Raw genomic sequence first — 20,918 nt, 5'->3', positions numbered from 1 at the left:
GAATGTTTCGCCGGCGTCTGCAGCCATTCTTGGCCGCTTTACTCTGTCCGACGCAGTCTCCTCTGCCACAACAGACATCGCCCGCCCCTTCCGAGGCCGCCGGACACACACTCGTCCGGCTCCCGCAGGGAGTACGGCAGAAGATATTCCCACAATCAACAGTTTTATATTTTTTTGTCTCAATTGCGATTGGTTTTATACCGGCCCAGACCCTCGGTCAGGCAACTGCAGCTCCTTCGCAGTTGAACGGAGCGGGCATGACCATTGTCATTCCCAACTTCCGCGATCCGCGCGCGCTGGCCGAACGTCCCGCGCAGCCGCCGGAGAAGATTGAATTCCTCGCCTCGGATGATTTTCCTCCCTTTTCCTTCCGTGACCCGCAAGGACGCCTGACCGGCTTCAATGTGGATCTGGCGCGGGCAGTCTGCGAAGAACTGGGGGCGTCCTGCAGTCTGCGGGTGAAGGCCTTCGAGGCTCTGCCAGATGCGCTGATGGCGGGGGAGGGCGATGCCATTCTCTCCGGCCTCGCCAAGACGGAAGCCCTGCGGCGGGAGATGGCCTTCTCCGACACCTACATGCGCCTGCCCGCCCGGTTCGTGCTAGGGCAGGGCACGGACAGCTTTGATCCCAACATGCCATCCGCAAAGCGCATCAGCGTCGAAGCCGGCAGCCGCCACGAGGCCTTCCTGAAGGCCGCCTTCCCGGGCCTTGCCGTCGAGCCGTTTCCTACAGCCGGTGAGGCAAGGGCTGCGCTGAAGGAGGGCAAGGCCGACGTGCATTTCGGCGACGGCATGGCGCTGTCCTTCTGGCTGGCCAGCAAGGAGGCGGATGGCTGCTGCCGCTTTGTGCCGGGCCCCTGGCTGGAGCCGCGCTATTTTGGCGACGGGCTTTCCATTGCCTTGCGCCGTGACGACCAGGCGCTGCTGGACGCGCTGAACTATGCCCTGCGGCAGGTGCAGGACAAGGGCATCTATGGCGAGCTTTACCTGCGCTATTTCCCGGTGGGGTTCTACTGAGGCTTCAGACCGCCAGTAAAGCCATTGCCAGACCGGCCGGTTCTGGCTAAGCCGGGTCACTCTTTGCGCGCGGAGCCCATCCGCCGCCACAACAGGACAGCCTGATGACCGAATTTCTCTGGACCCGCCCGGAAGGCACGCCGGATGCAACCCTGCTTCTGGCCCATGGCGCCGGTGCGCCGATGGACTCCGCCATCATGAACCGGCTTGCCACAGCCCTCGCGGCCGAAGGCATTGCCGTGGTGCGGTTTGAGTTTCCCTATATGGCCGCCCGCCGTACCACGGCCAAGAAGGCCCCGCCGCCGAAGGCCGAACTGCTGGTCGGGGCCTATCAGAAGGCCATGCAGGCGCTGATGAGTGAGGTGCAAGGCCCGTTCCTCATTGGCGGCAAGTCCATGGGCGGGCGCGTTGCCGCCATGCTGACGGCCGGCGCTTCGCTGCCGGGCCGTGTGAAGGGCGTTGTCTGCATCGGCTATCCGTTCCACCCGCAGGGCAAGTCCGATGTCTGGCGCCTTGAGCCGCTGGAACAGGCCCGCCGCCCCATCTTCATTGCACAGGGCGAGCGTGATCCCTTCGGCAGTCAGGCCGAGCTGGAAGACGTGACCCTGCCGGGCACCTGCGAGATCCTGTTCCTCGAAGACGGCAACCACGACCTCGGGCCCCGCGGCCAGTCGCCCGCGACCTGGGACAGCAACATCACCGCCACCGCCAAGGCCGTTGCAGAGTTTGCCCGCAAGGTTCTGGCCGCCTGAGATTGCAGGTCCGGTGCGCTGGCCGCACCGGGCTTGAGCAATTCCCGATGAGCCAGGCTCATCGGGAGTTCATATCAGCTGAGCGCGCGGAAGTGTTTGGAGAGCTTCAGCTCCTGGCCCTGATAGTTGGAGCCGATGCCCTCGCCATAGAGCCGGTGCGGGCGTTCGGCCATGTGCTCATAGACGAGCCGCCCGACCGTCTGGCCATGCTCCAGAATGAAGGGCACGTCGTGCGAGCGCACTTCCAGCACGGCGCGTGAGCCTGTGCCGCCCGCGGTGCTGTGGCCAAAGCCGGGATCGAAGAAACCGGCGTAATGCACGCGGAATTCTCCCACCAGCGGATCGAAGGGCACCATCTCGGCGGCAAAATCCGGCGGCACATGCACCGCTTCCTGGCTGACGAGAATGTAGAACTCGTTCGGGTCGAGCACCAGTTCGGCCGCCCCGCGCCGGTAGATCGGGTCCCAGAAGTCGAGCGGGTGATGCGCATCCTTCAGGTCCACGTCGATGACGCCCGTGTGGTGCTTGGCGCGGTAGCCGACGAGGCTGCCATCGCCGGAGCCTTCCAGATCGATGGACAGTTGCACGCCGCCGCCGATGCGCTCCATGCCGCCAGAAACAAGGCGTAGGCGCGCATGCACGTCTTCCAGCTCGCTGTCCGGGATCAGCGGCTCACCGGCGCGGAACCGGATCTGCGACAGGCGGGAGCCGCTGCGCACCAGAATGGGGAAGGTGAGCGGCGAGATTTCCGCATAGAGCGGCCCGTTGTAGCCGGCCGGCACCGTGTCAAAGGCGCGCCCGCCATCGGTGATGACGCGGGTGAAGACATCAAGCCGCCCGGTGGAGCTTTTCGGGTTGGCGGTCGCCGAGATGGCATCGGGCAGCGCCAGGCTTTCCTGCAAGGGCACGATATAGACGCAGCCCGTTTCCAGCACGGCGCCGCGCGTCAGGTCGATGGTATGCAGCGCGAAGGCATCCAGCTTGTCGGCGACGGCGACGCCATTGCCCGGCAGGAAGCTGGCGCGCACCCGGTAGGCAAGCCCCCCGAGGCGCAGGTCAAGGCTGGCTGGCTGAATCTGGCCGTCGACAGGCGCCAGCTCGCTGCGGATCGTTCCGGCGCGGAACATGTCCTCGATCATGTGGGCGGGCAGAATGCCGTCTGGGCGCATGGCAAGCCTTTCATGGAGCCGGGGGGAGCCGGGGAGGGGCGTTATCTTCCTCTGCGCTGTCATTAGCCGATGGCAGGGTCTTGGCCAACCCTTTCATGGCGGGTCCATGGCTGGCAAAGATTGACCACTGGCCATGAAAGGCGTATTTGCAGACAGGATCCGTGGTGATTTGAGCCGGCCGGCTTGCAGCCACGTTAAAGAAGTTGCTAAAGAGGCCGGGGAGAAACACCCGGCCTTTATGGCCGGTTTTTTGTTTCTGGAGCGAAGACCGATGAGCGCATCCGATACCCCGTCCTCCCGCCCCCTGCGTCCGGCCACCCGTCTTGTGCATGGTGGCACTGTCCGCTCCCAGCATGGCGAGACCTCCGAAGCCATCTTCCTGACGCAGGGCTTCGTCTACGCCAATGCGGAAGCAGCAGAAGCGCGCTTCAACGGCGAGGATCCGGGCTATGTCTATTCGCGCTATTCCAACCCCACCGTTGCCATGTTCGAGCAGCGCATGTGCGAACTGGAAGAGGCGGAAGCGGCCATCGGCACCGCCAGCGGCATGGCCGCCGTCAATCTGGCGCTGATGGCCTCGGTCAAGGCCGGTGATCATGTGGTTGCCGCCAAGGCGCTCTTCGGCTCCTGCCGTTACATCGTTGAAACCCTGCTGCCGCGTTTTGGCGTCACCAGCACGCTGGTGGATGGCACGGATCTGGACCAGTGGCGCGCTGCGGTGAAGCCGAACACCAAGGCTGTCTTCCTGGAGAGCCCGACCAATCCGACGCTGGATGTGATCGATATCGCCGCCGTTGCGGAGATCGCTCATGCCGTTGGCGCCCGCGTCATCATCGATAACGTCTTCGCCACGCCGATCTTCCAGTCGCCGCTGAAGCTGGGCGCCGATGTTGTGGTCTATTCGGCCACCAAGCACATCGACGGCCAGGGCCGCTGCCTTGGCGGTGTCGTCCTGTCCGATGCCAAGTGGATCGAGGAAGAAGTGCTGCCGCTGGTCAAGCACACCGGCCCGGCCATGAGCCCGTTCAATGCCTGGGTGCTGCTGAAGGGGCTGGAGACGCTGCCGCTGCGTGTTGCCCAGCAGTCTTCCAGCGCGGCCCGCATTGCGGACCGTCTGGCGGGTGATCCGGCAATCGCACGCCTGATCTATCCGGGCCGTGACGACCATCCGCAGGCCGCCGTCGCCCGCAAGCAGATGCGCGGCGGCTCGACCATGCTGGCCTTCGAGCTGAAAGGCGGCAAGGCGGCAGCCTTCGCCTTCACCAATGCGCTGGAAGTGATCAAGCTGTCCAACAATCTGGGCGATGCCAAGAGCCTGATCACCCATCCATCCACCACCACGCACAAGAGCGTTGCCGAAGAGGCGCGGCTGGAGCTGGGCATCACCGAAGGCATGCTGCGCCTGTCCGTGGGCCTCGAAGATCCGCTGGACCTTCTCGAGGACATCGAGCGGGCGCTGGCGGCGGCCCGCTGAGCACGGGACTATATCAGGACGGGGTGGAGTGCTTGAAAGCACTCCACCCCGTCAGTCATTTTCACGCTTGCACTTTTCGTGTGCGTTGCGGCGCTCTATATCTTGAAAATGACACGCGGAGCCGGCAACAGCCTGATCCGCTTCACGAATTGTTGAGGAGCCGGAAGGCCATGTACCGGGCCGTTACCAACGGGATACAGGTCACAGTCGAACCCTTCTATCTGGCGGACCAGTCCTCGCCGGAAGAGGGGAGCTATGTCTGGGGCTATACCGTCGAGATCGTCAATCTCGGGGATGTGCCGGTCCAGTTGCGCCGCCGCCACTGGCTGATTACGGACGGCAACGGCCAGATGCAGGAAGTGGAAGGGCCGGGTGTGGTCGGGGAAGAGCCGGTCATCAAGCCGGGCGAAGCCTTTGAATATTCCTCCGGCTGCCCGCTGACCACGCCCTCCGGCATCATGGAAGGCGCCTATCTTATGGAGCTGCCGGACGGGCGCATGATGAATGTCTCCATCCCGCCCTTCTCGCTGGACACTCCGAACCGGCGCGGGTTTCTGAACTGAAACCCACTCCGCCGGAGGCTGCTCAGGCGAGCCGGTAGCGGGCGATGGCGCCGCGCTCGATGGCGGCGCAGGTCAGCTTGTCGAGGCGGAACCGGTCGCGCAGGAGCTGCAGGATGCGCAGCTCTTCCTTCGAGACCGCAATGTCGGAGGCAGCCACCTCCACAGCCAGCGCATAGGCCGTGTCATAGAGCAGGTGCGGCAGGGTCTCGGCGATGATGGTCAGCACGTCATTCATGCCGTCCTCGGCCTGCAGCAGCTGGGTGCAGCGCTGGGCCGCCGGCAGCACGTTGGCCGGGTCGAAGCCGTCGAAAACCGGCAGCATGCGGGTCACGTCGCCGATGGTGGCAAGCTCATTGTCGGTCATCAGCCCATCGGAGGCCGATGTGATGACCATGACATAGATCAGGGCTTCCTGGATGCTGAACGGCTTGCTCATTGTGGCTGCACGGTCCTGTTGAACAGTTTCAAGGCTCAATGGGTAATGCTTCGGCAGGCCGCCTTCAAGAAGGGCCGCAAATATTTGTGCCTGCGCGGCCTTCCTGCGGGCAGAGTTTGATTGACGCAAGCCCGCGGCTTTTCTAGTGTCCGCGCTCCGGCCGCCCGCAGGATCTCGCGGGCAACGGAACCGGATTCCCGAAAACATCACGGACCATCTGAGATTATGAGTGAACGTTCCCTCCCTTCGCTTGACCTGTCGCCCGCTTTTGTCGAGGCGGCCCGGACCTCCAAGGCCTGGCCGTTCGAGGAAGCCCGCAAACTGGTGAAGCGCATCGAGAAACGTGATCCCTCGATCCCGGTCCTGTTCGAAACGGGCTACGGCCCCTCGGGCCTGCCCCACATCGGGACCTTCGGCGAGGTGGCGCGCACGACCATGGTGCGCACGGCCTTCCGCATCCTCACCGAACACAAGATCCCGACCCGGCTGCTGTGCTTTTCCGACGATATGGACGGCATGCGCAAGATCCCGGAAAACGTGCCGGATCAGGAAGCGCTGAAGCCCTATCTGCAGATGCCGCTGACGGTGGTGCCGAACCCCTTCGGCGGGGACTACAAGAGCTTTGGCGACCACAACAACGCCATGCTGCGCCGCTTCCTCGACACCTTTGGTTTCGAGTACGAATTCGCCAGCGCGACCGAGTATTACAAGTCCGGCAAGCTGGATGGCATCCTGCTGAAGGCCGTCGAGAAGTATCAGGAACTGATGGACGTGATGCTGCCGACGCTGGGCGAAGAGCGCCGCGCCACCTACAGCCCGTTCCTGCCGATCTCGCCCATCTCCGGCCGCGTGCTCTATGTGCCGATGAAGGACGTGAATGCCCGCGAAGGCACCATCACGTTTGAGGATGAGGACGGCACCGACGTGACCCTGCCGGTCACCGGCGGCAAGGTGAAGCTGCAGTGGAAGCCGGACTTCGGCGCCCGCTGGGCCGCGCTCAACGTTGACTTCGAGATGTTCGGCAAGGACCATGGCCCGAACATGCCGGTCTATGACCGCATCTGCGAAGTGCTGGGCGGCACCCCGCCGGAGCATTTCGTCTATGAGCTGTTCCTGGCTGATGACGGCTCCAAGATCTCCAAGTCCAAGGGCAACGGTCTGACCATCGATGAGTGGCTGACCTATGCCTCGCCGGAGAGCCTTGCGCTCTACATGTTCCAGAAGCCCAAGACCGCGAAGAAGCTCTATTTCGACGTGATCCCGCGTGCCGTGGACGAATATCTCGCCTTTGCGGGCAAGTTCGCGGAGATGACGCCGGAACAGAAGCTGATGAACCCGGCCTGGCACATCCATTCCGGCAACGTGCCCGCGACCAGCTCGCCGGTGCCTTTTGCCATGCTGCTGAACCTCGTCTCGGCCTCCAACGCCGAGAACAAGGACGTGCTCTGGGCCTTCATCACCCGCTATGCGCCGGGCGTGACCAAGGACACCCATCCGAAGCTGGATGAACTGGTCACCTATGCGATCCGCTACTTCGATGACTTCGTGAAGCCGTCCAAGCAGTTCCGTGCACCGGACGATGTGGAGCGGGCCGCTCTCGAAGCGCTCGATGCATCGCTCGCCGCCCTGCCGGCCGGTGCCGATGGCAACACCATTCAGGACGCGGTTCTGGATGTGGCGCGCAAGATCGAGCGCTATCAGGACCAGACGAAGAAGAGCCCGGACGGCGGCCCCGGCGTGTCGGTGGCCTGGTTCCAGGCGCTCTACAAGGTGCTGCTGGGCCTCGAACAGGGCCCGCGTTTCGGCTCCTTCGTGGCACTCTACGGCATCGCCGAGACCCGCGCCCTGATCGCCAAGGCCCTCAGCGGCGAACTGGCTGCCTGATATCTTGCCGTTCTGACATTCTCAGCCGCCGCAGTCTGCTAAGTCTGCGGCGGTTTTGTTTTTTGGGCAGGGCACACCGCTTCTCGTGATGACGGGTAACGGCGTGGATGCCATGGTCGAGCCATGGCATGACGAAAATGGGGAGGTTTGTGCGGAAATCTCGCCTAGCATGTGGGGCCGTATCCGCAGAAGAGCTGTCTCGAAACCTGAACCACTCGCTCCGTCATGCCGTGGCTCGACCATGGCATCCATGCCGTGGTCTCTCCAGACGGGCAGCCCCGCGACATGCCCGTTCCATCACTGCTTCGCGTAAGTGAACAGCGTAGAAAGCAAAACGCCCGGCACATGGCCGGGCGTCGAGGCTAACTTGCAGAACCTGTCAGGCTGCATCCGCCGTGACGGCGGCTTCGGCCTTGGGCGGGAACTTGCCGTAGAAGCTCTCGTTGGTCTTGGCCATTTCGCGCAGCAGGCGGTTGGGCTTGAAGCGCGGGCCCCACTTCTTGGTGAACTTCTTGCACAGCTCCACGAAGGCATGGGTGCCCATCATGTCGATGTAGCTCAGCGTGCCGCCGGTATAGGGGGCGAAGCCGAAGCCGAGGATCGAGCCGACATCGGCCTCGCGCACGTCCGTCAGGCACTTTTCCTCGAAGATGCGGGCGGTTTCCAGCGCCTGCATCACCAGCAGCCGCTGCTTCAGCTCCTCGATGTTGAAGTGATCGGCTGCCTTGGGCTTGCCCACGACTTCCGGAATGCCGGGCCACAGGCTCTTTTCCTTGCCTGCATAGTCATAGAAGCCCTTGCCGTTCTTGCGGCCGAAGCGCTCGCGCTTGACCACCATCTCCTCAAGGATGTTGTCGAGCGGGCCTTCCACATAGTTGACGCCAAGGTCCTTGCGGGTGGCCGAGACGATCTTCCAGGCAAGGTCCAGCGCCACTTCATCACCCAGCGACAGCGGGCCGACCGGCATGCCAGCCATCTTGCCCGCATTCTCGATCATGGCTGCCGGAACGCCATCGGCCAGCATCATCAGGCCTTCGCGGACATAGGTCATGACCACGCGCGAGGTGTAGAAGCCGCGGCTGTCGTTGACGACGATCGGCGTCTTCTTGATGGCCTTGATGTAGTCCAGCGCCATGGCCAGCGCCTTGTCCGAGGTCTTCTTGCCGAGGATCACTTCCACCAGCATCATCTTGTCGACGGGCGAGAAGAAGTGGATGCCGATGAAGTTCTTCGGGCGGGAAGAGGCTTCGGCCAGCGAGGTGATCGGCAGGGTGGAGGTGTTGGAGGCGTAGATGGCGCGGGCCTTCATCGCCGCCTCGGCCTTTTCCGTCACCACGCGCTTGACCTCACGGTCCTCGAACACGGCCTCGATCACCAGATCGCAGTCGGCGAGAAGGTCATAGTTGTCCGTCGGGGTGATGCGGGCGAGGAGCTTTTCCTTTTCCTCCGCCGTGGCATGCCCGCGCGAGACGGCCTTGCTCATCAGCTCGTCCGAATGGGCCTTGCCCTTGTCGGCGGCGGCCTGATCGCGGTCGATCAGCACCACGTCGATCCCGGCCTTGGCCGTGACATAGGAAATGCCCGCGCCCATGAAGCCGGCGCCGAGCACGCCGATCTTCTTGATCTTGTTGGGCTTCACGTCCTGCGGACGGCGGGCGCCCTTGTTCAGTTCCTGCATGGAGACGAAGAGCGAGCGGATCATGTTCGCCGCTTCGGGGCTCTGCAGCACATTGGCGAAGTAGCGGCTTTCCACCTGCAGGGCAAGATCCATCGGCAGCTGCAGCCCTTCGAAGACGGACTTCAGCAGGGCGCGGGCGCCGGGGTAGTTGTCGTGGGTCTCACGCCGGTAGATGGCGTTGGCGGCGGGCCAGAACTGGAACCCGGCGGGGGAATAGACCGGGCCGCCCGGCAGCTTGAAGCCCTTCTCGTCCCACGGCTTCACCGGCTTGACGCCTGCCTGCAGCATCTTGCGGGCGGTCTCGATCAGCTTCTTCGGTGCTGCCGTCTCGTCCACCAGCTTCATCTGCTTGGCCTTGGCGGCACGCAGGGTCTGGCCCTGCAGCAGGAACTGAAGGCCAGCCTGGGCATCCGTCATGCGCATGACGCGCTGGGTGCCGCCAGCGCCGGGGAAGAGGCCGACCTTCACTTCCGGCAGGCCCATCTTGAAGCTGTCATCCTCCGCGGCAACCCGGGCATGACAGGCGAGCGCCAGCTCGGTGCCGCCACCCATGCAGGTGCCGTTGATGGCAGCAACGAAGGGTTTGCCGCAGGTCTCCAGCTTCCGGTAGATCAGCGACAGGCGGCGCGAGCCCTCGAACAGCGCCTTGGCGGCCGCTTCCTGGTCCTTCGCACGCTCGGCATGGAAGCCCTTGAGCAGGCCTTCCAGCATGGTCAGGTCCGCACCGCCCGAGAAGGCGGCTTTGCCGGACGTGATGATGGCGCCCTTGATGGCATCCGCCGTGGCCACATGGGCAACGATCGCTTCCAGATCGTCCATCACGGACAGGTCGATGACATTCATCGACTTGTCCTTCATGTCCCAGGTGATCAGGGCGATGCCGTCTGCGCCGGTTTCAAGAGTGAAGTTCTTGTAGGTCATGGCTTGTCTCCTCCGGTCTCTTGTCACACGCGCTCGATGATCGTCGCCGTGCCCATGCCGGCGCCGATGCAGAGGGTGACAAGGGCAGTGTTCAGGTCGCGGCGTTCCAGTTCATCGAGAACCGTGCCGAGGATCATGGCGCCGGTGGCGCCCAGCGGGTGGCCGAGCGCGATGGCTCCGCCATTGACGTTGACCACGGACGGGTCAAGGTCGAAGGCCTGCCGGTAGCGCAGCACTACGGAGGCGAAGGCCTCGTTGATCTCGAAGAGGTCGATGTCCTTCAGCTTCATGCCGGAATTGGCGAGCAGCTTTTCCGTCACATCCACCGGGCCGGTCAGCATCAGCGCGGGCTCCGAGCCGATGTTGGCAAAAGCGCGGATGCGGGCGCGGGGCTTGAGGCCAGCCGACTTGCCGGCCTTGCGCGAACCGATCAGCACGGCGGCAGCGCCATCGACGATGCCGGAGGAATTGCCCGCGTGATGCACGTGGCGCACCTTTTCCAGCTCCGGATGGGCGGCAATGGCCACCGCATCGAAGCCGCCCATGGCGCCCATCATCTCGAAGGAGGCGTTGAGCGAGGCCAGCGACTGCATGTCCGTGCCGGGGCGCATGTGCTCGTCACGGCCAAGGATGGTGATGCCGTTGACATCCTTCACCGGCACCACGGACTTGTTGAAATAGCCCTTGTCCCAGGCGTTCGCCGCCCGCTTCTGGCTCTCCACCGCATAGGCGTCGCAGTCGTCACGGGTGAAACCGTATTTGGTGGCGATGAGGTCGGCCGAGACGCCCTGCGGCATGAAATAGGAGGGCAGGGCCACCTGCGGATCGACCGGCCAGGCACCGCCGGAGGCGCCGATGCCGATGCGGCTCATGCTTTCCACGCCGCCCGCCACGACCAGTTGATGCTGGCCGGACATGACCTGCGCGGCAGCCATATTCACCGCATCAAGGCCGGAGGCACAGAAGCGGTTGATCTGCATGCCCGGGACCGAGTTGTCGTATCCGGAAGCAAACACCGCCGCACGGGCGATGTCGCCGCCAGCCTCGCCGATGGGATCGACGCAGCCCAGCACCAGATCGTCCACCTGACGGGTATCCAGCTTGTTGCGGTCGCGCAGTGCCTCCAGTGCGGTGGCGGCAAGGCGGACGGCGGTCACCTCGTGCAGGCTGCCGTCCTTCTTGCCGCGCCCGCGCGGGGTGCGCACATGGTCGAATACATAGGCCTCGGGCATGGTTTCCTCCTGATGTGGTTCTTGTCAGGCCTTGGCGGGCAGCGGGTGCCCCGGCATGAGTTCATAAGGGTGCACCCAGCCGGGCAGGGCGCGGATCGCATCCAGCCAGCGGGCGATGTTGGAATAGGGGGTGAAGTCGATGCCGATCTCTTCGGGCCAGAAGAGATAACCGGACAGGGACAGATCCGCCGTGGTCGGCCGGTCCGCCGCCACGAAACGGCGCCCCTCCAGATGCTTGTCGAGAATGGCAAGGGCGGACTTGGCCCGCGCCTCGAAGAAGGCCGTCACCGGGGTTTCGCCGGTCTTGGCGAACTGGCGCAGGAAGCGGAGCGTTGCGGTGTAGCTGGTGAGCTTGTGGTTGTCGAACAGCACCCAGCGCAGGATCTCGCGGGCCTCGTCTTCCGTGTGGGCGCCGAACTCGCCCAGTTCCTCGGCGAGGTAATCAAGGATGACGCCGGACTGGCTGAGCTTCAGGCCCTTGTGCTCCAGCACCGGAATCTCGCCCATTTCGTTCACTTCGGCGCGGAACTCCGGCGTGCGGGTGGCGCCATTGAAGAAGTCGCAGAAGCGGGCTTCCCACTCAGCTCCGGCAAGCTGGAGCATGAGGGCAACCTTGTAGGCGTTGCCGGACTGGGCGAAACAATGCAGGACATACTCGGCCATGAAACCTCCAGCCCGCAGCGGCGGGCTCTTCTTTGGCGGGGTTGCCCCGGGCATGGCGCCCGGGGCTATGGCGTATCAAAGGCTTAGAATGCGTCCGCCGCAAGGCTCATCATGGTGGCGGAACCGCTGGTGATGCGGGCCAGATGCGCGCCCGTTTCCGGCATGGTCCGTTCCATGAAGTAGCGTCCGAAGGTCAGTTTGGCCTCGAAACGCTCCGTCTCTTCGCCGCTGGCGATCTTGGCCTGCGCCGCCTTGGCCATCTGCGCCCACATGTAGCCAAGGGCAACCAGCCCGAAGAGATGCATGTAGTCGGTGGAGCCAGCGCCTGCGTTGTCCGGGTTGCTCATGGCATTCTGCATGAACCACATGGTCGCGGCCTGCAGATGATCGAGCCCCTGCTTCAGCGGCTTGGTGTAGGGCGCCAGCGCCTCGTCTTCCTTGTGGGCCTTCAGGAAGGCGCCGACCTCTTCGAAGAAGGCCATGACGGCGCGCCCGCCATTGGCCGGAAGCTTGCGGCCGACGAGATCCAGCGCCTGAATGCCGTTGGCACCTTCGTAGATCATGGCGATGCGGGCATCGCGGACGAACTGCTCCATACCCCATTCGGCAATGTAGCCGTGGCCGCCGAACATCTGCTGCGCATTCACCGCATTGGCAAAGCCGGTGTCGGTGAGCACGCCCTTCAGAACCGGGGTCATGAGCCCCATCATGTCATCGGCCTTGACGCGCTCGGCTTCGTCTTCGGAGCGGTGCGACACGTCGCCCTTCAGCGCCGTCCACAGCACCAGCGCACGGGCTGCCTCGTTGAAGGAGCGGATCGACATCAGCACGCGGCGCACGTCCGGATGCACGATGATCGGGTCAGCCGCCTTGTCCGCAGCCTTCGGCCCGGTCAGGGCGCGGCCCTGGATGCGGTCCTTGGCGTAGATGACGGCGTTCTGATAGGCGACTTCGGACTGCGCCAGACCCTGCACCGCGACGCCGAGGCGGGCCTCGTTCATCATGGTGAACATGGCGCGCAGGCCCTTGTGCTCCTCGCCAACCAGCCAGCCGCGGGCGCCGTCATAGTTCATGACGCAGGTGGCGTTGCCGTGGATGCCCATCTTGTGCTCGATGGAGCCGCAGGAAACGCCGTTGCGCTCGCCTGGCGTGCCATCGGCGGCAGGAACGAATTTCGGCACCACGAAGAGCGAGATGCCCTTCACGCCGTCCGGTGCGCCTTCGATGCGGGCCAGCACCAGATGGATGATGTTTTCCGCCATGTCGTGCTCGCCGGCGGAAATGAAGATCTTGGTGCCGGAGATGGCATAGCTGCCGTCGCCCTGCGGCACCGCCTTGGTGCGGATGAGGCCCAGATCTGTGCCGCAATGGGGCTCGGTCAGGTTCATGGTGCCGGTCCAGGTGCCGGCCACCATCTTCGGCAGATAGACTGCCTTCTGCTCATCCGTGCCATGCAGGGTAAGGGCGGCGATGGCACCTGCCGTCAGACCCGGATACATGGCGAAGGCCATGTTGGCGGAGGACATGTACTCGGCCATGATCATCGCCAGCGTATGCGGCAGACCCTGGCCGCCGAAGTCCGGGCTGACGGACAGTCCGCCCCAGCCGCCTTCGCAATAGGCGTCATAGGCAGCCTGGAAGCCCTTGGGCGCGCTCACCCGCCCATCTTCATGGCGGACGCAGCCTTCCCGGTCACCGGTCTGGTTCAGGGGCTGGACGATTTCCTCGCAGAACTTGGCGCCTTCGCGCAGGATGGCTTCCACCAGATCCGGCGTCGCATCAGCGAAGCCCGGCAGATTGCTGTAGCGTTCGTAGCCGAACACATCATTGAGCAGGAAGAGGGTGTCCTCGACGGGAGCACGGTAAGCCGGCATCAATTCCTCCCAGAACGTAACCGTTGGCAGGTGACGTTTCCGTAAACGTCACCTCTCCCGATATATACGTCTCAATTTTCGGGCGGGCAAGCCATGTCCTTGGGGAAGGTACGCCTGTTTTTGCGTGAAATGAATGAAAACCGTGTCATCAAACGCGAAAAACCGGAGCGAAGGCCCCGGTTTTGATGGTCTGGCGTGCTGTTTTGCCGCCTCCAAGAGAAAATGGCGGCCGGACCGGGATCACTCCCCGCCTTCGTTTTCCTTGTGCTTCAGCATGCCGGAGACGATGGCGACGGTGCGCGACAGCTCTTCAATCGCCTGATCGATGTCCTTGCGCTGGGTTTCCAGCACGGCAATCTGCTCGTTGAAGCGGGAGAGGGCGACGCGCAGCTGGGTCACCTGGCCGTCGCGCAGGTCATAAAGATCCAGCATGTCGCGGATCTCGGACAGGGAAAAGCCGACGCGCTTGCCCATGACGACGAGCTTCAGGCGGGCGCGGTCGCGGCGGGTGTAGACGCGGTTGAGGCCGTCACGTTTGGGGTTCAGCAGGCCCCGGTCTTCATAGAAGCGCAGGGTGCGCAGGGTGACGCCGAATTCCTTGGCAAGGTCACCGATGGTGAACTGGGTCTTCTTGGTGCTGTCGTCGGCTGCGGCAACGACATCGGCAATCTCGTTGCCGTCCTGAATGGAAAGTGCTTCGCTCATTGCCTTGTCCTGTCCGTCCGCATGTGGCCGAACCTGCTGTACTGCGGAAAATCTGACGTGCATGCGGGCGGATGCCCCCGGCGTCACGGCCCTTGAGGAGGGAGGGCCCGAGACTGCCTGCTTGTCTCTGCCTTACCTTACGCATACGGAATGGTCCAGTGACCTTACGCAATTTTTTGACAAACAGCCCCGCCAGAGCGCGTTTCCGGGGGCCTGCTGTTGCAACATGCAGTGCCAGTTAACGCGGTGTTTACCCTAACACGACAAAGATTCATCAATTGCTTCGTTGCCAAGTCAGTATCGCGTTCCGGGCTTCTGCAGCATCTCTTGTGTTCAATGGTCAGCACGACCGCAAGGCCAGGTCCAGTCAATGTCCTCTTGGAAAACCCGCAAGCCTGAAAGCGGCAGCGTACGTCATGACGCGGGATATGCCCGGCGTAGCCATGACGGCTGGGATGGTCCGGGATATGACGAAGAGGATGACGGCTTTGACGAGGGCTATGGCTCGCGCACAGAGCGTCCGCAGGAGCGTGTCGAGCGTCTGACGCGCACATCCACCGCTGCCGGCAACTTTGGCCGGGCCAGCCACGCCTCTGAAACCGCGCAGGAACTGGAAGAGGTGGCGAGCGAGCTCGACCGCCTGATGAACAGCCGCCAGCGCGCCCGCCGCAAGCCCGAAGAAAGCCGCCGCCGCCCGGCCCATGACACCGCAGAGCATGGCGAGCGCTCCGCGCGTGCGCGCCGTGAGGCTGCTCCCGCCCGCCCTGCCGCGTCCGGCCGGATCGACGCCGTTCTCGAGGCGCTGGAGCGTCTGGACCGCCGTGTGGAAACCCTGTCCTCGCCCGTCCGGCCTCATGAAACGGCGGACGATGAAGCAGACTTCGGCAGCGGGGCTTACGGCTCTCATTTCGAGGATGAGGATTACGAGGACGAGGCGCCCGCCCATGCTTCTGTCCGGCCTCAGGCCCGCCGCCCCCAGCCCCAGCGTGCCCCGGCACCGAAGAAGGGCCGTGGTGTGCCCGGTTATGACTTCGACGAACTGGCAGCCGGCGCGGAACTGGATGACGAAGACGATTTCGCCGCCCGCACCCAGCGCCGTGCCCCGGCACAGCCACGCCGCCGCGGCAGCCCGCTGGAGCGGCTGATCGAGGAAGATTTCGAGGCGCAGGACACCCGCTCCCGCCCCGCCCCGCGCCGCGCCGCGGCTGAGCAGGCCGCCCGCGAGGGGGAAGAGCAGTCCCGCCATCTCTATCAGGATCTGGCCCGCCGCATCGACGCCCTGCGCCATCCGCAGGAAGAGGCGCTGGATGTGGTGCGGCAGGAAATCGGCTCCCTGCGCGAAGCCATCGGCAACATGCCTGCCGCCCGGCGCGATGACAGCGACCGGCGTGAGATGCGGCGTCTGGCGGAAATGGTCGAGGGCCTGCGTGCCGGAGGTGGCAACGACCGTCTGGCGAAGGAACTGCGCGGCGAGATTTCCAGCCTGAAGACGCTGATCGGCCAGACCAATGTGGATGGCACGCTGAAGTCGCTGGAAATGGGCTATGCCCATGTGGTGCAGCGGCTGGACGAGCTGACCCGTTCTGCCGTTGATCCGCGTGTCGTGCGCAATCTCAGTGCCCGTCTGGTCGAGATCGAGGACGGCCTTGCTTCGCTGCCGCGCGCCGAGCATCTGATGGTGCTGGAAGGCCGGGTGGGCGATATCTCCGACCGGGTGGAAAGCCTGCTGCGTTCCCATACGCGCCCCGACATCGAGCCGCTGCGGCAGGAACTGCGCGACATGCGCAAGCTGGTGGAGCAGGTTGATTTTACCGGTCTCATCGGATCGGTGGACGACCGCATCCGCTTTGTCGCCAGCCGCCTGGACGAGCTGGAAATCCTGGCGCGCGAGCAGCGCGGCCTTGATGAGCGGCTGTCCGCGATGGAAGACCGCATGCCGGATGCCGAAGCCCTTGACCGCCTCAACGGGCGGCTGGAGGAGATCTTCGGCATGCTGTCGCGCGAGAACGGACGCGCAGGGCGTGACGATGCCCGCTTCGGCCAGGTGGACAACCGTCTCGACGAAATCATGGACCGGCTCTCCGGCATCGAGCAGGGCGGCACGGCGCAGCCCGTCTATGACCGCGCCTTTGCCGAGCTGGAAAACCGTCTCGACGGCATCCACAGCCAGATTGCCCGCATTGAGGAACGCTCCAGTCAGCCGGTGAACCTACCGTCCTTCGGCGAAGGCAGTGCCTTTGAAGCGCAGATGCTGGCCCAGCTTGAGCGGCAGATTTCGGACTTGTCCGGCCGTCTGTCCGCGCCGCGTGATAGCGTCACGGCCGAGGACATGGCCGCGCTGCGCAGCGAGATCGCCGGGATCCGCCGTTCGGTCGAGCAGCCCGCGCCTTCCGTTGCTGCGCTTGAAGCACGCATCAGCGAACTGGCGGACGCCGTCTCCCGGGGCGGCGACAGCTTCGATGACCGGCGCCTTGACCAGATCACCGGCAAGATTAGCGCGCTGGCAGATCAGCTGCAGGCAACGGAAGGGCGCCTGTCCAGCGTTGCCGGAATTGAGAAGGTGCTGTCGCGCATCGAGAGCAATCTGCGCGCCACCCGCGAGGAAGTGATTGAGGTGGCCGAAAAGGCCGCCCGCCGTGCCGTGATCGAAAAGGCTCCGGCCACGGACGAATATGACGGTGCCATCGGCGCGCTGCGCGACGATCTGCGCCGTCTCATGGATGCTGCGCAGGGCTCCGAGACGCGCACGCGCAACACATTTGATGGCGTCCAGTCCATTCTGACCGGCATCACCGACCGGCTCGACTCGCTGGAACGCAGCACGCTGGACCGTGGCGCTGCCTCCCGCCCGGCCGGTGAGAGCAGCAGCGCCCGCCGTGCTCCGCTGCCCGGCCTGCCGCAGAGTGCCGCAGCCGCAGGCGAACAAGAGCGTCCGCGCGACCGCACCCGCGACCGCAAGGCCGATTTCATTGCAGCCGCCCGCCGCGCAGCCCATGCAGCATCCGCCGAAGTTCAGCAGCAGGCCAAGCTTGAGCAGGACGAAGGCGAGAACGCCGCCAGCGATAGCCGCGCCAGCTGGTTCCGCCGCGCCCTGCGCCGGGATACGGCAAAGACTGTGGCAAGGACTGCCGCGAAGGACGATGCCCGCAAGCCGGAGAAAGCGGCTGCGGAGGGGGGCACCCGCGCCAAGATCGAGCCTGTGGTCGGCAAGCCGCAGAAGGCCCCCGCAGATGAGGGCCAGACTGCAGGTGATCTTGATCTGGCGGACCTTGCTGCGGATATCCGCGACGAGGCCGCAGCTGGCAGCAGCAGCAGCCTGTTCGGCACCGGCCGCAAGCGCGCGATCCTGCTGGCGGCGGCTGCGGTCGTTCTGGCAATCGGCACGCTGCAGGTCTTCCGTCTGTCGACCGGAGGCGGTGATACGGCATCGGCACCCGAGGCTCAGGACGAGGGCAAGCAACTGGCGGAAGCTTCCGATGGCACCGGCACGCAGCCCGTTCTGGAGCTGACCGAGCAGGACATTGCCGAGGCTCTCGACGCGGCCACGGCGCAGCCCGGTTCAGCGGCCGGGCAGACGCAGATGGCCGAAGCGCCCGCCCGCAATGTGACCCCGCCATCCGGTGGGGCCATGCCGCTGGAACAGGTTCCTGCCGCCCAGGTGCCGCCGGCAGTTTCCGCACAGCCTTCTGTTCAGGCCCCGGAAATGGCACCTGACCTCGCCTTTGCTCCGCCAGCGATCAGCGGCAAGTTCGGCGATACACCTTTTGTCACCGGGCCGCAGCAGCCGTCCGCCAGCCTCGCCGCCGCCGATCCGCAGTCCGGTGCCGACGCCGGTGCCCTGCCGCCGGAAACGGCGGGTCCGATGGCCCTGCGCAGCGCCGCTGCCGCCGGCAACGCCGCAGCGGAGTTCCAGATCGGGGTTCATTACACCGAAGGCAAGGGTGTCACGCCGGATCTGGCGGAAGCCGCCCGCTGGTATGAGAGCGCAGCGGCCAAGGGGCTCGCTCCCGCGCAGTACCGCCTTGCCAGCCTTTATGAAAAGGGCCGTGGTGTGCCGCGCGACATCACCAAGGCGCGCGACCTCTATCTGAAGGCTGCGGAGGCCGGTAACGCCAAGGCCATGCACAATCTCGCCGTCATCTATGCCGAAGGCGCCGAAGCCCAGCCGGACATGGCAGCGGCTGCCAAGTGGTTCAAGTCGGCCGCTGAACACGGTGTTGCCGACAGCCTCTACAATCTGGGCATCCTCTATGCCCGGGGCATTGGCGTCGAGAAGGATCTGGTCGAAAGCTACAAGTGGTTCGCCATTGCCGCGCGCGGCGGTGACGCGGAAGCTGCCCGCAAGCGTGACGATGTGGCCAACATGCTCGACGCCAGCGGCCTTGCCGCTGCCCGCCTTGCGGTGGAGACGTTCAGGCTCAAGGACCTTAACCCGGCAGCCAACACGGTTCTGCTGGATCCGGCCTGGGATGAGGCGGCGCTGGCCATGCCGGTCAATGCAGCTGCGGGCGGGGAAGTGAACGAAGTCATCCAGGTTCAGGCTCTGCTGCAGAAGCTCGGTTTCGATCCTGGCGTGGCTGATGGCTCCATGGGCCCGAAGACCCGTTCTGCGATTGAAGCTTTTCAGCGCAGCGCCAACCTTCCGGTAACCGGAAACGTGGATGCTGGTCTGATCAGGGCTCTGCTCGGACGTTCAATCTGAATGTGAGCAGATTGCTGAAATTCCAAGGTTGACAGGGCTGCAAAAGCAGCCCTTTTAACACGTGTCTTTCCGTTCAGGCGCCGCGCCCCGCGCGGCTGCCGCAAGCCGGTATTGAGCCCGTGCAACTGTATCTGCCCATCGCCGAGATTTCGGTGAACATGTTCATGATCTTCGGCATGGGTGGCGCCGTGGGCTTTCTGTCCGGGCTCTTCGGCATTGGCGGCGGCTTTCTGCTGACGCCGCTTCTCATCTTCTCCGGCATCCCCCCCGCCGTGGCCGTGGCCACCGTCACCACGCAGACCGTGGCCTCGTCGGCCTCCGGCGTGCTGACTTACTGGCGGCGCGGGGCCATCGACATGAAGATGGCCGGCATTCTGCTTACGGCGGGTATCGCCGGTTCGGCTGTCGGCGCCTGGCTTTTCGGCAAGCTGCAGGCCATCGGCCAGCTCGATGTGGTCATTGCCCTGTCCTACGTGACGTTCCTCAGCACCGTTGGCGGCCTGATGCTGGTGGAATCCCTGCGGGCGATCCGCCAGCGCCGGGCAGGCACGGCCCGCGCGGCCCGCAAGCCCGGCCAGCACAACTGGATCCATGGCCTGCCGCTGAAGGTGCGCTTCCGCAAGTCGAAGCTTTATCTCAGCGTCATTCCGATCATCGTGCTTGGTGCCGGCATCGGCTTCATCGGCACGGTTCTGGGCATCGGCGGCGGCTTCCTCATGGTTCCCGCCATGATCTATCTGCTGCGCATGCCGACCAGCATCGTCATCGGCACCTCGCTGATGCAAATTCTCTTCACGATGGCTTTTGCCACACTGTTCCTGTCCATCAGCACCCAGACGATCGACATCGTGCTGGCCTTGACGCTGATGATTGGCGGCGTCATCGGGGCGCAGTTCGGTGCCCGCATGGGCCAGAAGCTACGCGGTGACCAGTTGCGCCTTCTCCTGGCGCTGCTGGTGCTGGCGGTTGGCGTGCGGTTCGCGGTGGATCTTGTCGTCATGCCGGACGAGTTCTACTCGGTCGCCGTGCGCAAGGGGGAGGGCCTGTGATGCATTCGCTGTCCCGTCATCTTGTGGCTGTGTTTCTGCTGGCAGGGGTCTTGCTGCCGTCTGCAGTGCGGGCTGAAGGGCTGGTGACGGCCCTGTCCGCTGACACGGTCAGCATCGCCTCGAACTTCACCGGTGCAAAGATTGTCGTCTTCGGTCAGGTGGAATTGCCGCCGGGCGTCTCTGCGCCCGATGCCGGTTATGACCTCGCGGTGGTGCTGAAAGGTCCGCCCGAAAACGTCACGACGCGCCGCAAGGGCCGTTTTCTCGGTGTGCTGTGGGTCAACCGGGAAGCCGAGACGTTTTACGGCGTGCCGTCGTTCTATGTCATGTCCTCGACCGATCCGGCGAGCGAACTGGGCCCGCGGCAGATGCTGGAGGAGAACAGCATCGGGGCAAGCTACGTCAATCTGCCCTTGAGGGCCGATTCCGAGATGCCGCTGGCCGAGAGAGCCCATTTCCGCCACGCTTTTCTACGGCTGCGCAAGGAGCACGGCACCTACGTGGACCAGCCGGGCAAGGTGGAGTTTCTGACTCCGACCATGTTCCGCACGACCATTTCACTGCCTGCGACGACGCCGGTCGGTGTCTATACGGTGGACACGTTTCTTCTGAGGGGCGGAGAAATGCTGGCGCAGGATCAGAAGGGGCTGACGGTCGCCAAGACCGGCTTCGAGCAGATGACCTTCGACATGGCGCATGAGCAGCCTGCGCTTTACGGGCTTGCGGCGATTGCGCTGGCGGTCTTCACCGGCTGGCTTGCCGGTGTCGTCTTCCGCAGGGATTGAGCGTAAGCCGCTGGC

The 20,918-nt window shown here is 64.4% G+C and carries 15 protein-coding genes and 1 riboswitch; of the genes, 8 read left to right on the top strand and 7 right to left on the bottom strand.

Annotation, left to right across the window (positions count from 1 at the left end; genetic code table 11):
* Nucleotides 1–257: 257 nt before the first annotated feature.
* Both IF10I1_RS09570 and IF10I1_RS09565 read left to right on the top strand, forming a co-directional pair.
* Nucleotides 258–1,016 carry a transporter substrate-binding domain-containing protein gene (locus tag IF10I1_RS09570; RefSeq protein ID WP_186392587.1) on the top strand — a complete coding sequence of 253 codons (759 nt, stop codon included), beginning with the start codon at nt 258–260 and terminating at the stop codon, nt 1,014–1,016.
* Between the two features lie 104 nt (nt 1,017–1,120).
* The gene (locus IF10I1_RS09565) at nt 1,121–1,768 is read left to right on the top strand and encodes an alpha/beta fold hydrolase (RefSeq protein ID WP_186392586.1); all 648 of its coding nucleotides are present in this window, start codon (nt 1,121–1,123) and stop codon (nt 1,766–1,768) included.
* A gap of 74 nt (nt 1,769–1,842) precedes the next feature.
* Here the strand turns inward: IF10I1_RS09565 and IF10I1_RS09560 are convergent, their stop codons facing one another.
* The gene (locus IF10I1_RS09560) at nt 1,843–2,937 is read right to left on the bottom strand and encodes a 2'-deoxycytidine 5'-triphosphate deaminase (protein WP_186392585.1); all 1,095 of its coding nucleotides are present in this window, start codon (nt 2,935–2,937) and stop codon (nt 1,843–1,845) included.
* Nucleotides 2,938–3,088: 151 nt separating this feature from the next.
* Nucleotides 3,089–3,168, top strand: a riboswitch (SAM riboswitch).
* A gap of 40 nt (nt 3,169–3,208) precedes the next feature.
* Here IF10I1_RS09560 and IF10I1_RS09555 point away from each other — a divergent pair.
* A complete protein-coding gene (locus IF10I1_RS09555; protein WP_058897735.1) occupies nt 3,209–4,411 on the top strand; it encodes an O-succinylhomoserine sulfhydrylase in 1,203 nt (400 codons plus the stop codon).
* Between the two features lie 170 nt (nt 4,412–4,581).
* The gene (apaG, locus tag IF10I1_RS09550) at nt 4,582–4,974 is read left to right on the top strand and encodes a Co2+/Mg2+ efflux protein ApaG (RefSeq protein ID WP_019962998.1); all 393 of its coding nucleotides are present in this window, start codon (nt 4,582–4,584) and stop codon (nt 4,972–4,974) included.
* A gap of 22 nt (nt 4,975–4,996) precedes the next feature.
* On the opposite strand, the gene IF10I1_RS09545 is transcribed toward apaG, so the two are convergent.
* On the bottom strand, nt 4,997–5,410 hold the full coding sequence (locus IF10I1_RS09545) for a tellurite resistance TerB family protein (protein WP_050470895.1): 414 nt from the start codon (nt 5,408–5,410) through the stop codon (nt 4,997–4,999).
* A gap of 225 nt (nt 5,411–5,635) precedes the next feature.
* Here IF10I1_RS09545 and IF10I1_RS09540 point away from each other — a divergent pair, with 225 nt between their 5' ends.
* Entirely contained in the window at nt 5,636–7,294 is a 1,659-nt protein-coding gene (locus IF10I1_RS09540; RefSeq protein WP_186392584.1) for a lysine--tRNA ligase, read from the top strand.
* A gap of 379 nt (nt 7,295–7,673) precedes the next feature.
* Here IF10I1_RS09540 and IF10I1_RS09535 read toward each other — a convergent pair whose 3' ends face one another.
* The 5 genes from IF10I1_RS09535 to IF10I1_RS09515 all read right to left on the bottom strand — a co-directional run bounded on the left by IF10I1_RS09535 (nt 7,674) and on the right by IF10I1_RS09515 (nt 14,367).
* The gene (locus tag IF10I1_RS09535; protein WP_186415083.1) at nt 7,674–9,893 is read right to left on the bottom strand and encodes a 3-hydroxyacyl-CoA dehydrogenase NAD-binding domain-containing protein; all 2,220 of its coding nucleotides are present in this window, start codon (nt 9,891–9,893) and stop codon (nt 7,674–7,676) included.
* 23 nt (nt 9,894–9,916) lie between these two features.
* Nucleotides 9,917–11,125 (bottom strand): acetyl-CoA C-acetyltransferase, encoded by a 1,209-nt coding sequence (locus IF10I1_RS09530; RefSeq protein WP_094462236.1) that lies wholly within the window; start codon nt 11,123–11,125, stop codon nt 9,917–9,919.
* Between the two features lie 24 nt (nt 11,126–11,149).
* Nucleotides 11,150–11,788, bottom strand: coding sequence for a glutathione S-transferase family protein (locus IF10I1_RS09525; RefSeq protein ID WP_186392582.1), 639 nt, complete (start codon nt 11,786–11,788; stop codon nt 11,150–11,152).
* 83 nt (nt 11,789–11,871) lie between these two features.
* Complete coding sequence (locus tag IF10I1_RS09520) at nt 11,872–13,662, bottom strand: acyl-CoA dehydrogenase C-terminal domain-containing protein (RefSeq protein ID WP_186392581.1); 1,791 nt, start codon at nt 13,660–13,662, stop codon at nt 11,872–11,874.
* Between the two features lie 240 nt (nt 13,663–13,902).
* Entirely contained in the window at nt 13,903–14,367 is a 465-nt protein-coding gene (locus tag IF10I1_RS09515; RefSeq protein WP_050470901.1) for a MerR family DNA-binding transcriptional regulator, read from the bottom strand.
* 370 nt (nt 14,368–14,737) lie between these two features.
* Here IF10I1_RS09515 and IF10I1_RS09510 point away from each other — a divergent pair, with 370 nt between their 5' ends.
* From IF10I1_RS09510 to IF10I1_RS09500, 3 genes are all read left to right on the top strand, one after another.
* Nucleotides 14,738–19,069 (top strand): peptidoglycan-binding protein, encoded by a 4,332-nt coding sequence (locus IF10I1_RS09510; protein ID WP_186415082.1) that lies wholly within the window; start codon nt 14,738–14,740, stop codon nt 19,067–19,069.
* Between the two features lie 119 nt (nt 19,070–19,188).
* Nucleotides 19,189–20,118: a sulfite exporter TauE/SafE family protein gene (locus IF10I1_RS09505; RefSeq protein WP_058897728.1), complete on the top strand. Its 930-nt coding sequence runs from the start codon at nt 19,189–19,191 to the stop codon at nt 20,116–20,118.
* Complete coding sequence (locus tag IF10I1_RS09500) at nt 20,118–20,903, top strand: TIGR02186 family protein (protein WP_186415081.1); 786 nt, start codon at nt 20,118–20,120, stop codon at nt 20,901–20,903. The genes IF10I1_RS09505 and IF10I1_RS09500 overlap by 1 nt, the downstream gene beginning before the upstream one ends.
* Nucleotides 20,904–20,918: the final 15 nt, after the last annotated feature.

This window comes from Pannonibacter sp. I15F10I1 (assembly GCF_900185665.1).
GTDB lineage: Bacteria > Pseudomonadota > Alphaproteobacteria > Rhizobiales > Stappiaceae > Pannonibacter > Pannonibacter indicus.
Note: the sequence above shows the minus strand (reverse complement) of the source record. Positions and strands in the feature narration are given on the sequence as shown.

What these genes read in the sequence shown, in the direction of transcription:
- IF10I1_RS09570 (WP_186392587.1), top strand. Translation starts at nt 258, where the DNA reads ATGACCATTGTCATTCCCAACTTCCGCGATCCGCGCGCGCTGGCCGAA.
- IF10I1_RS09565 (WP_186392586.1), top strand. Translation starts at nt 1,121, where the DNA reads ATGACCGAATTTCTCTGGACCCGCCCGGAAGGCACGCCGGATGCAACC.
- IF10I1_RS09560 (WP_186392585.1), bottom strand. Translation starts at nt 2,937, where the DNA reads ATGCGCCCAGACGGCATTCTGCCCGCCCACATGATCGAGGACATGTTC.
- IF10I1_RS09555 (WP_058897735.1), top strand. Translation starts at nt 3,209, where the DNA reads ATGAGCGCATCCGATACCCCGTCCTCCCGCCCCCTGCGTCCGGCCACC.
- apaG (WP_019962998.1), top strand. Translation starts at nt 4,582, where the DNA reads ATGTACCGGGCCGTTACCAACGGGATACAGGTCACAGTCGAACCCTTC.
- IF10I1_RS09545 (WP_050470895.1), bottom strand. Translation starts at nt 5,410, where the DNA reads ATGAGCAAGCCGTTCAGCATCCAGGAAGCCCTGATCTATGTCATGGTC.
- IF10I1_RS09540 (WP_186392584.1), top strand. Translation starts at nt 5,636, where the DNA reads ATGAGTGAACGTTCCCTCCCTTCGCTTGACCTGTCGCCCGCTTTTGTC.
- IF10I1_RS09535 (WP_186415083.1), bottom strand. Translation starts at nt 9,893, where the DNA reads ATGACCTACAAGAACTTCACTCTTGAAACCGGCGCAGACGGCATCGCC.
- IF10I1_RS09530 (WP_094462236.1), bottom strand. Translation starts at nt 11,125, where the DNA reads ATGCCCGAGGCCTATGTATTCGACCATGTGCGCACCCCGCGCGGGCGC.
- IF10I1_RS09525 (WP_186392582.1), bottom strand. Translation starts at nt 11,788, where the DNA reads ATGGCCGAGTATGTCCTGCATTGTTTCGCCCAGTCCGGCAACGCCTAC.
- IF10I1_RS09520 (WP_186392581.1), bottom strand. Translation starts at nt 13,662, where the DNA reads ATGCCGGCTTACCGTGCTCCCGTCGAGGACACCCTCTTCCTGCTCAAT.
- IF10I1_RS09515 (WP_050470901.1), bottom strand. Translation starts at nt 14,367, where the DNA reads ATGAGCGAAGCACTTTCCATTCAGGACGGCAACGAGATTGCCGATGTC.
- IF10I1_RS09510 (WP_186415082.1), top strand. Translation starts at nt 14,738, where the DNA reads ATGTCCTCTTGGAAAACCCGCAAGCCTGAAAGCGGCAGCGTACGTCAT.
- IF10I1_RS09500 (WP_186415081.1), top strand. Translation starts at nt 20,118, where the DNA reads ATGCATTCGCTGTCCCGTCATCTTGTGGCTGTGTTTCTGCTGGCAGGG.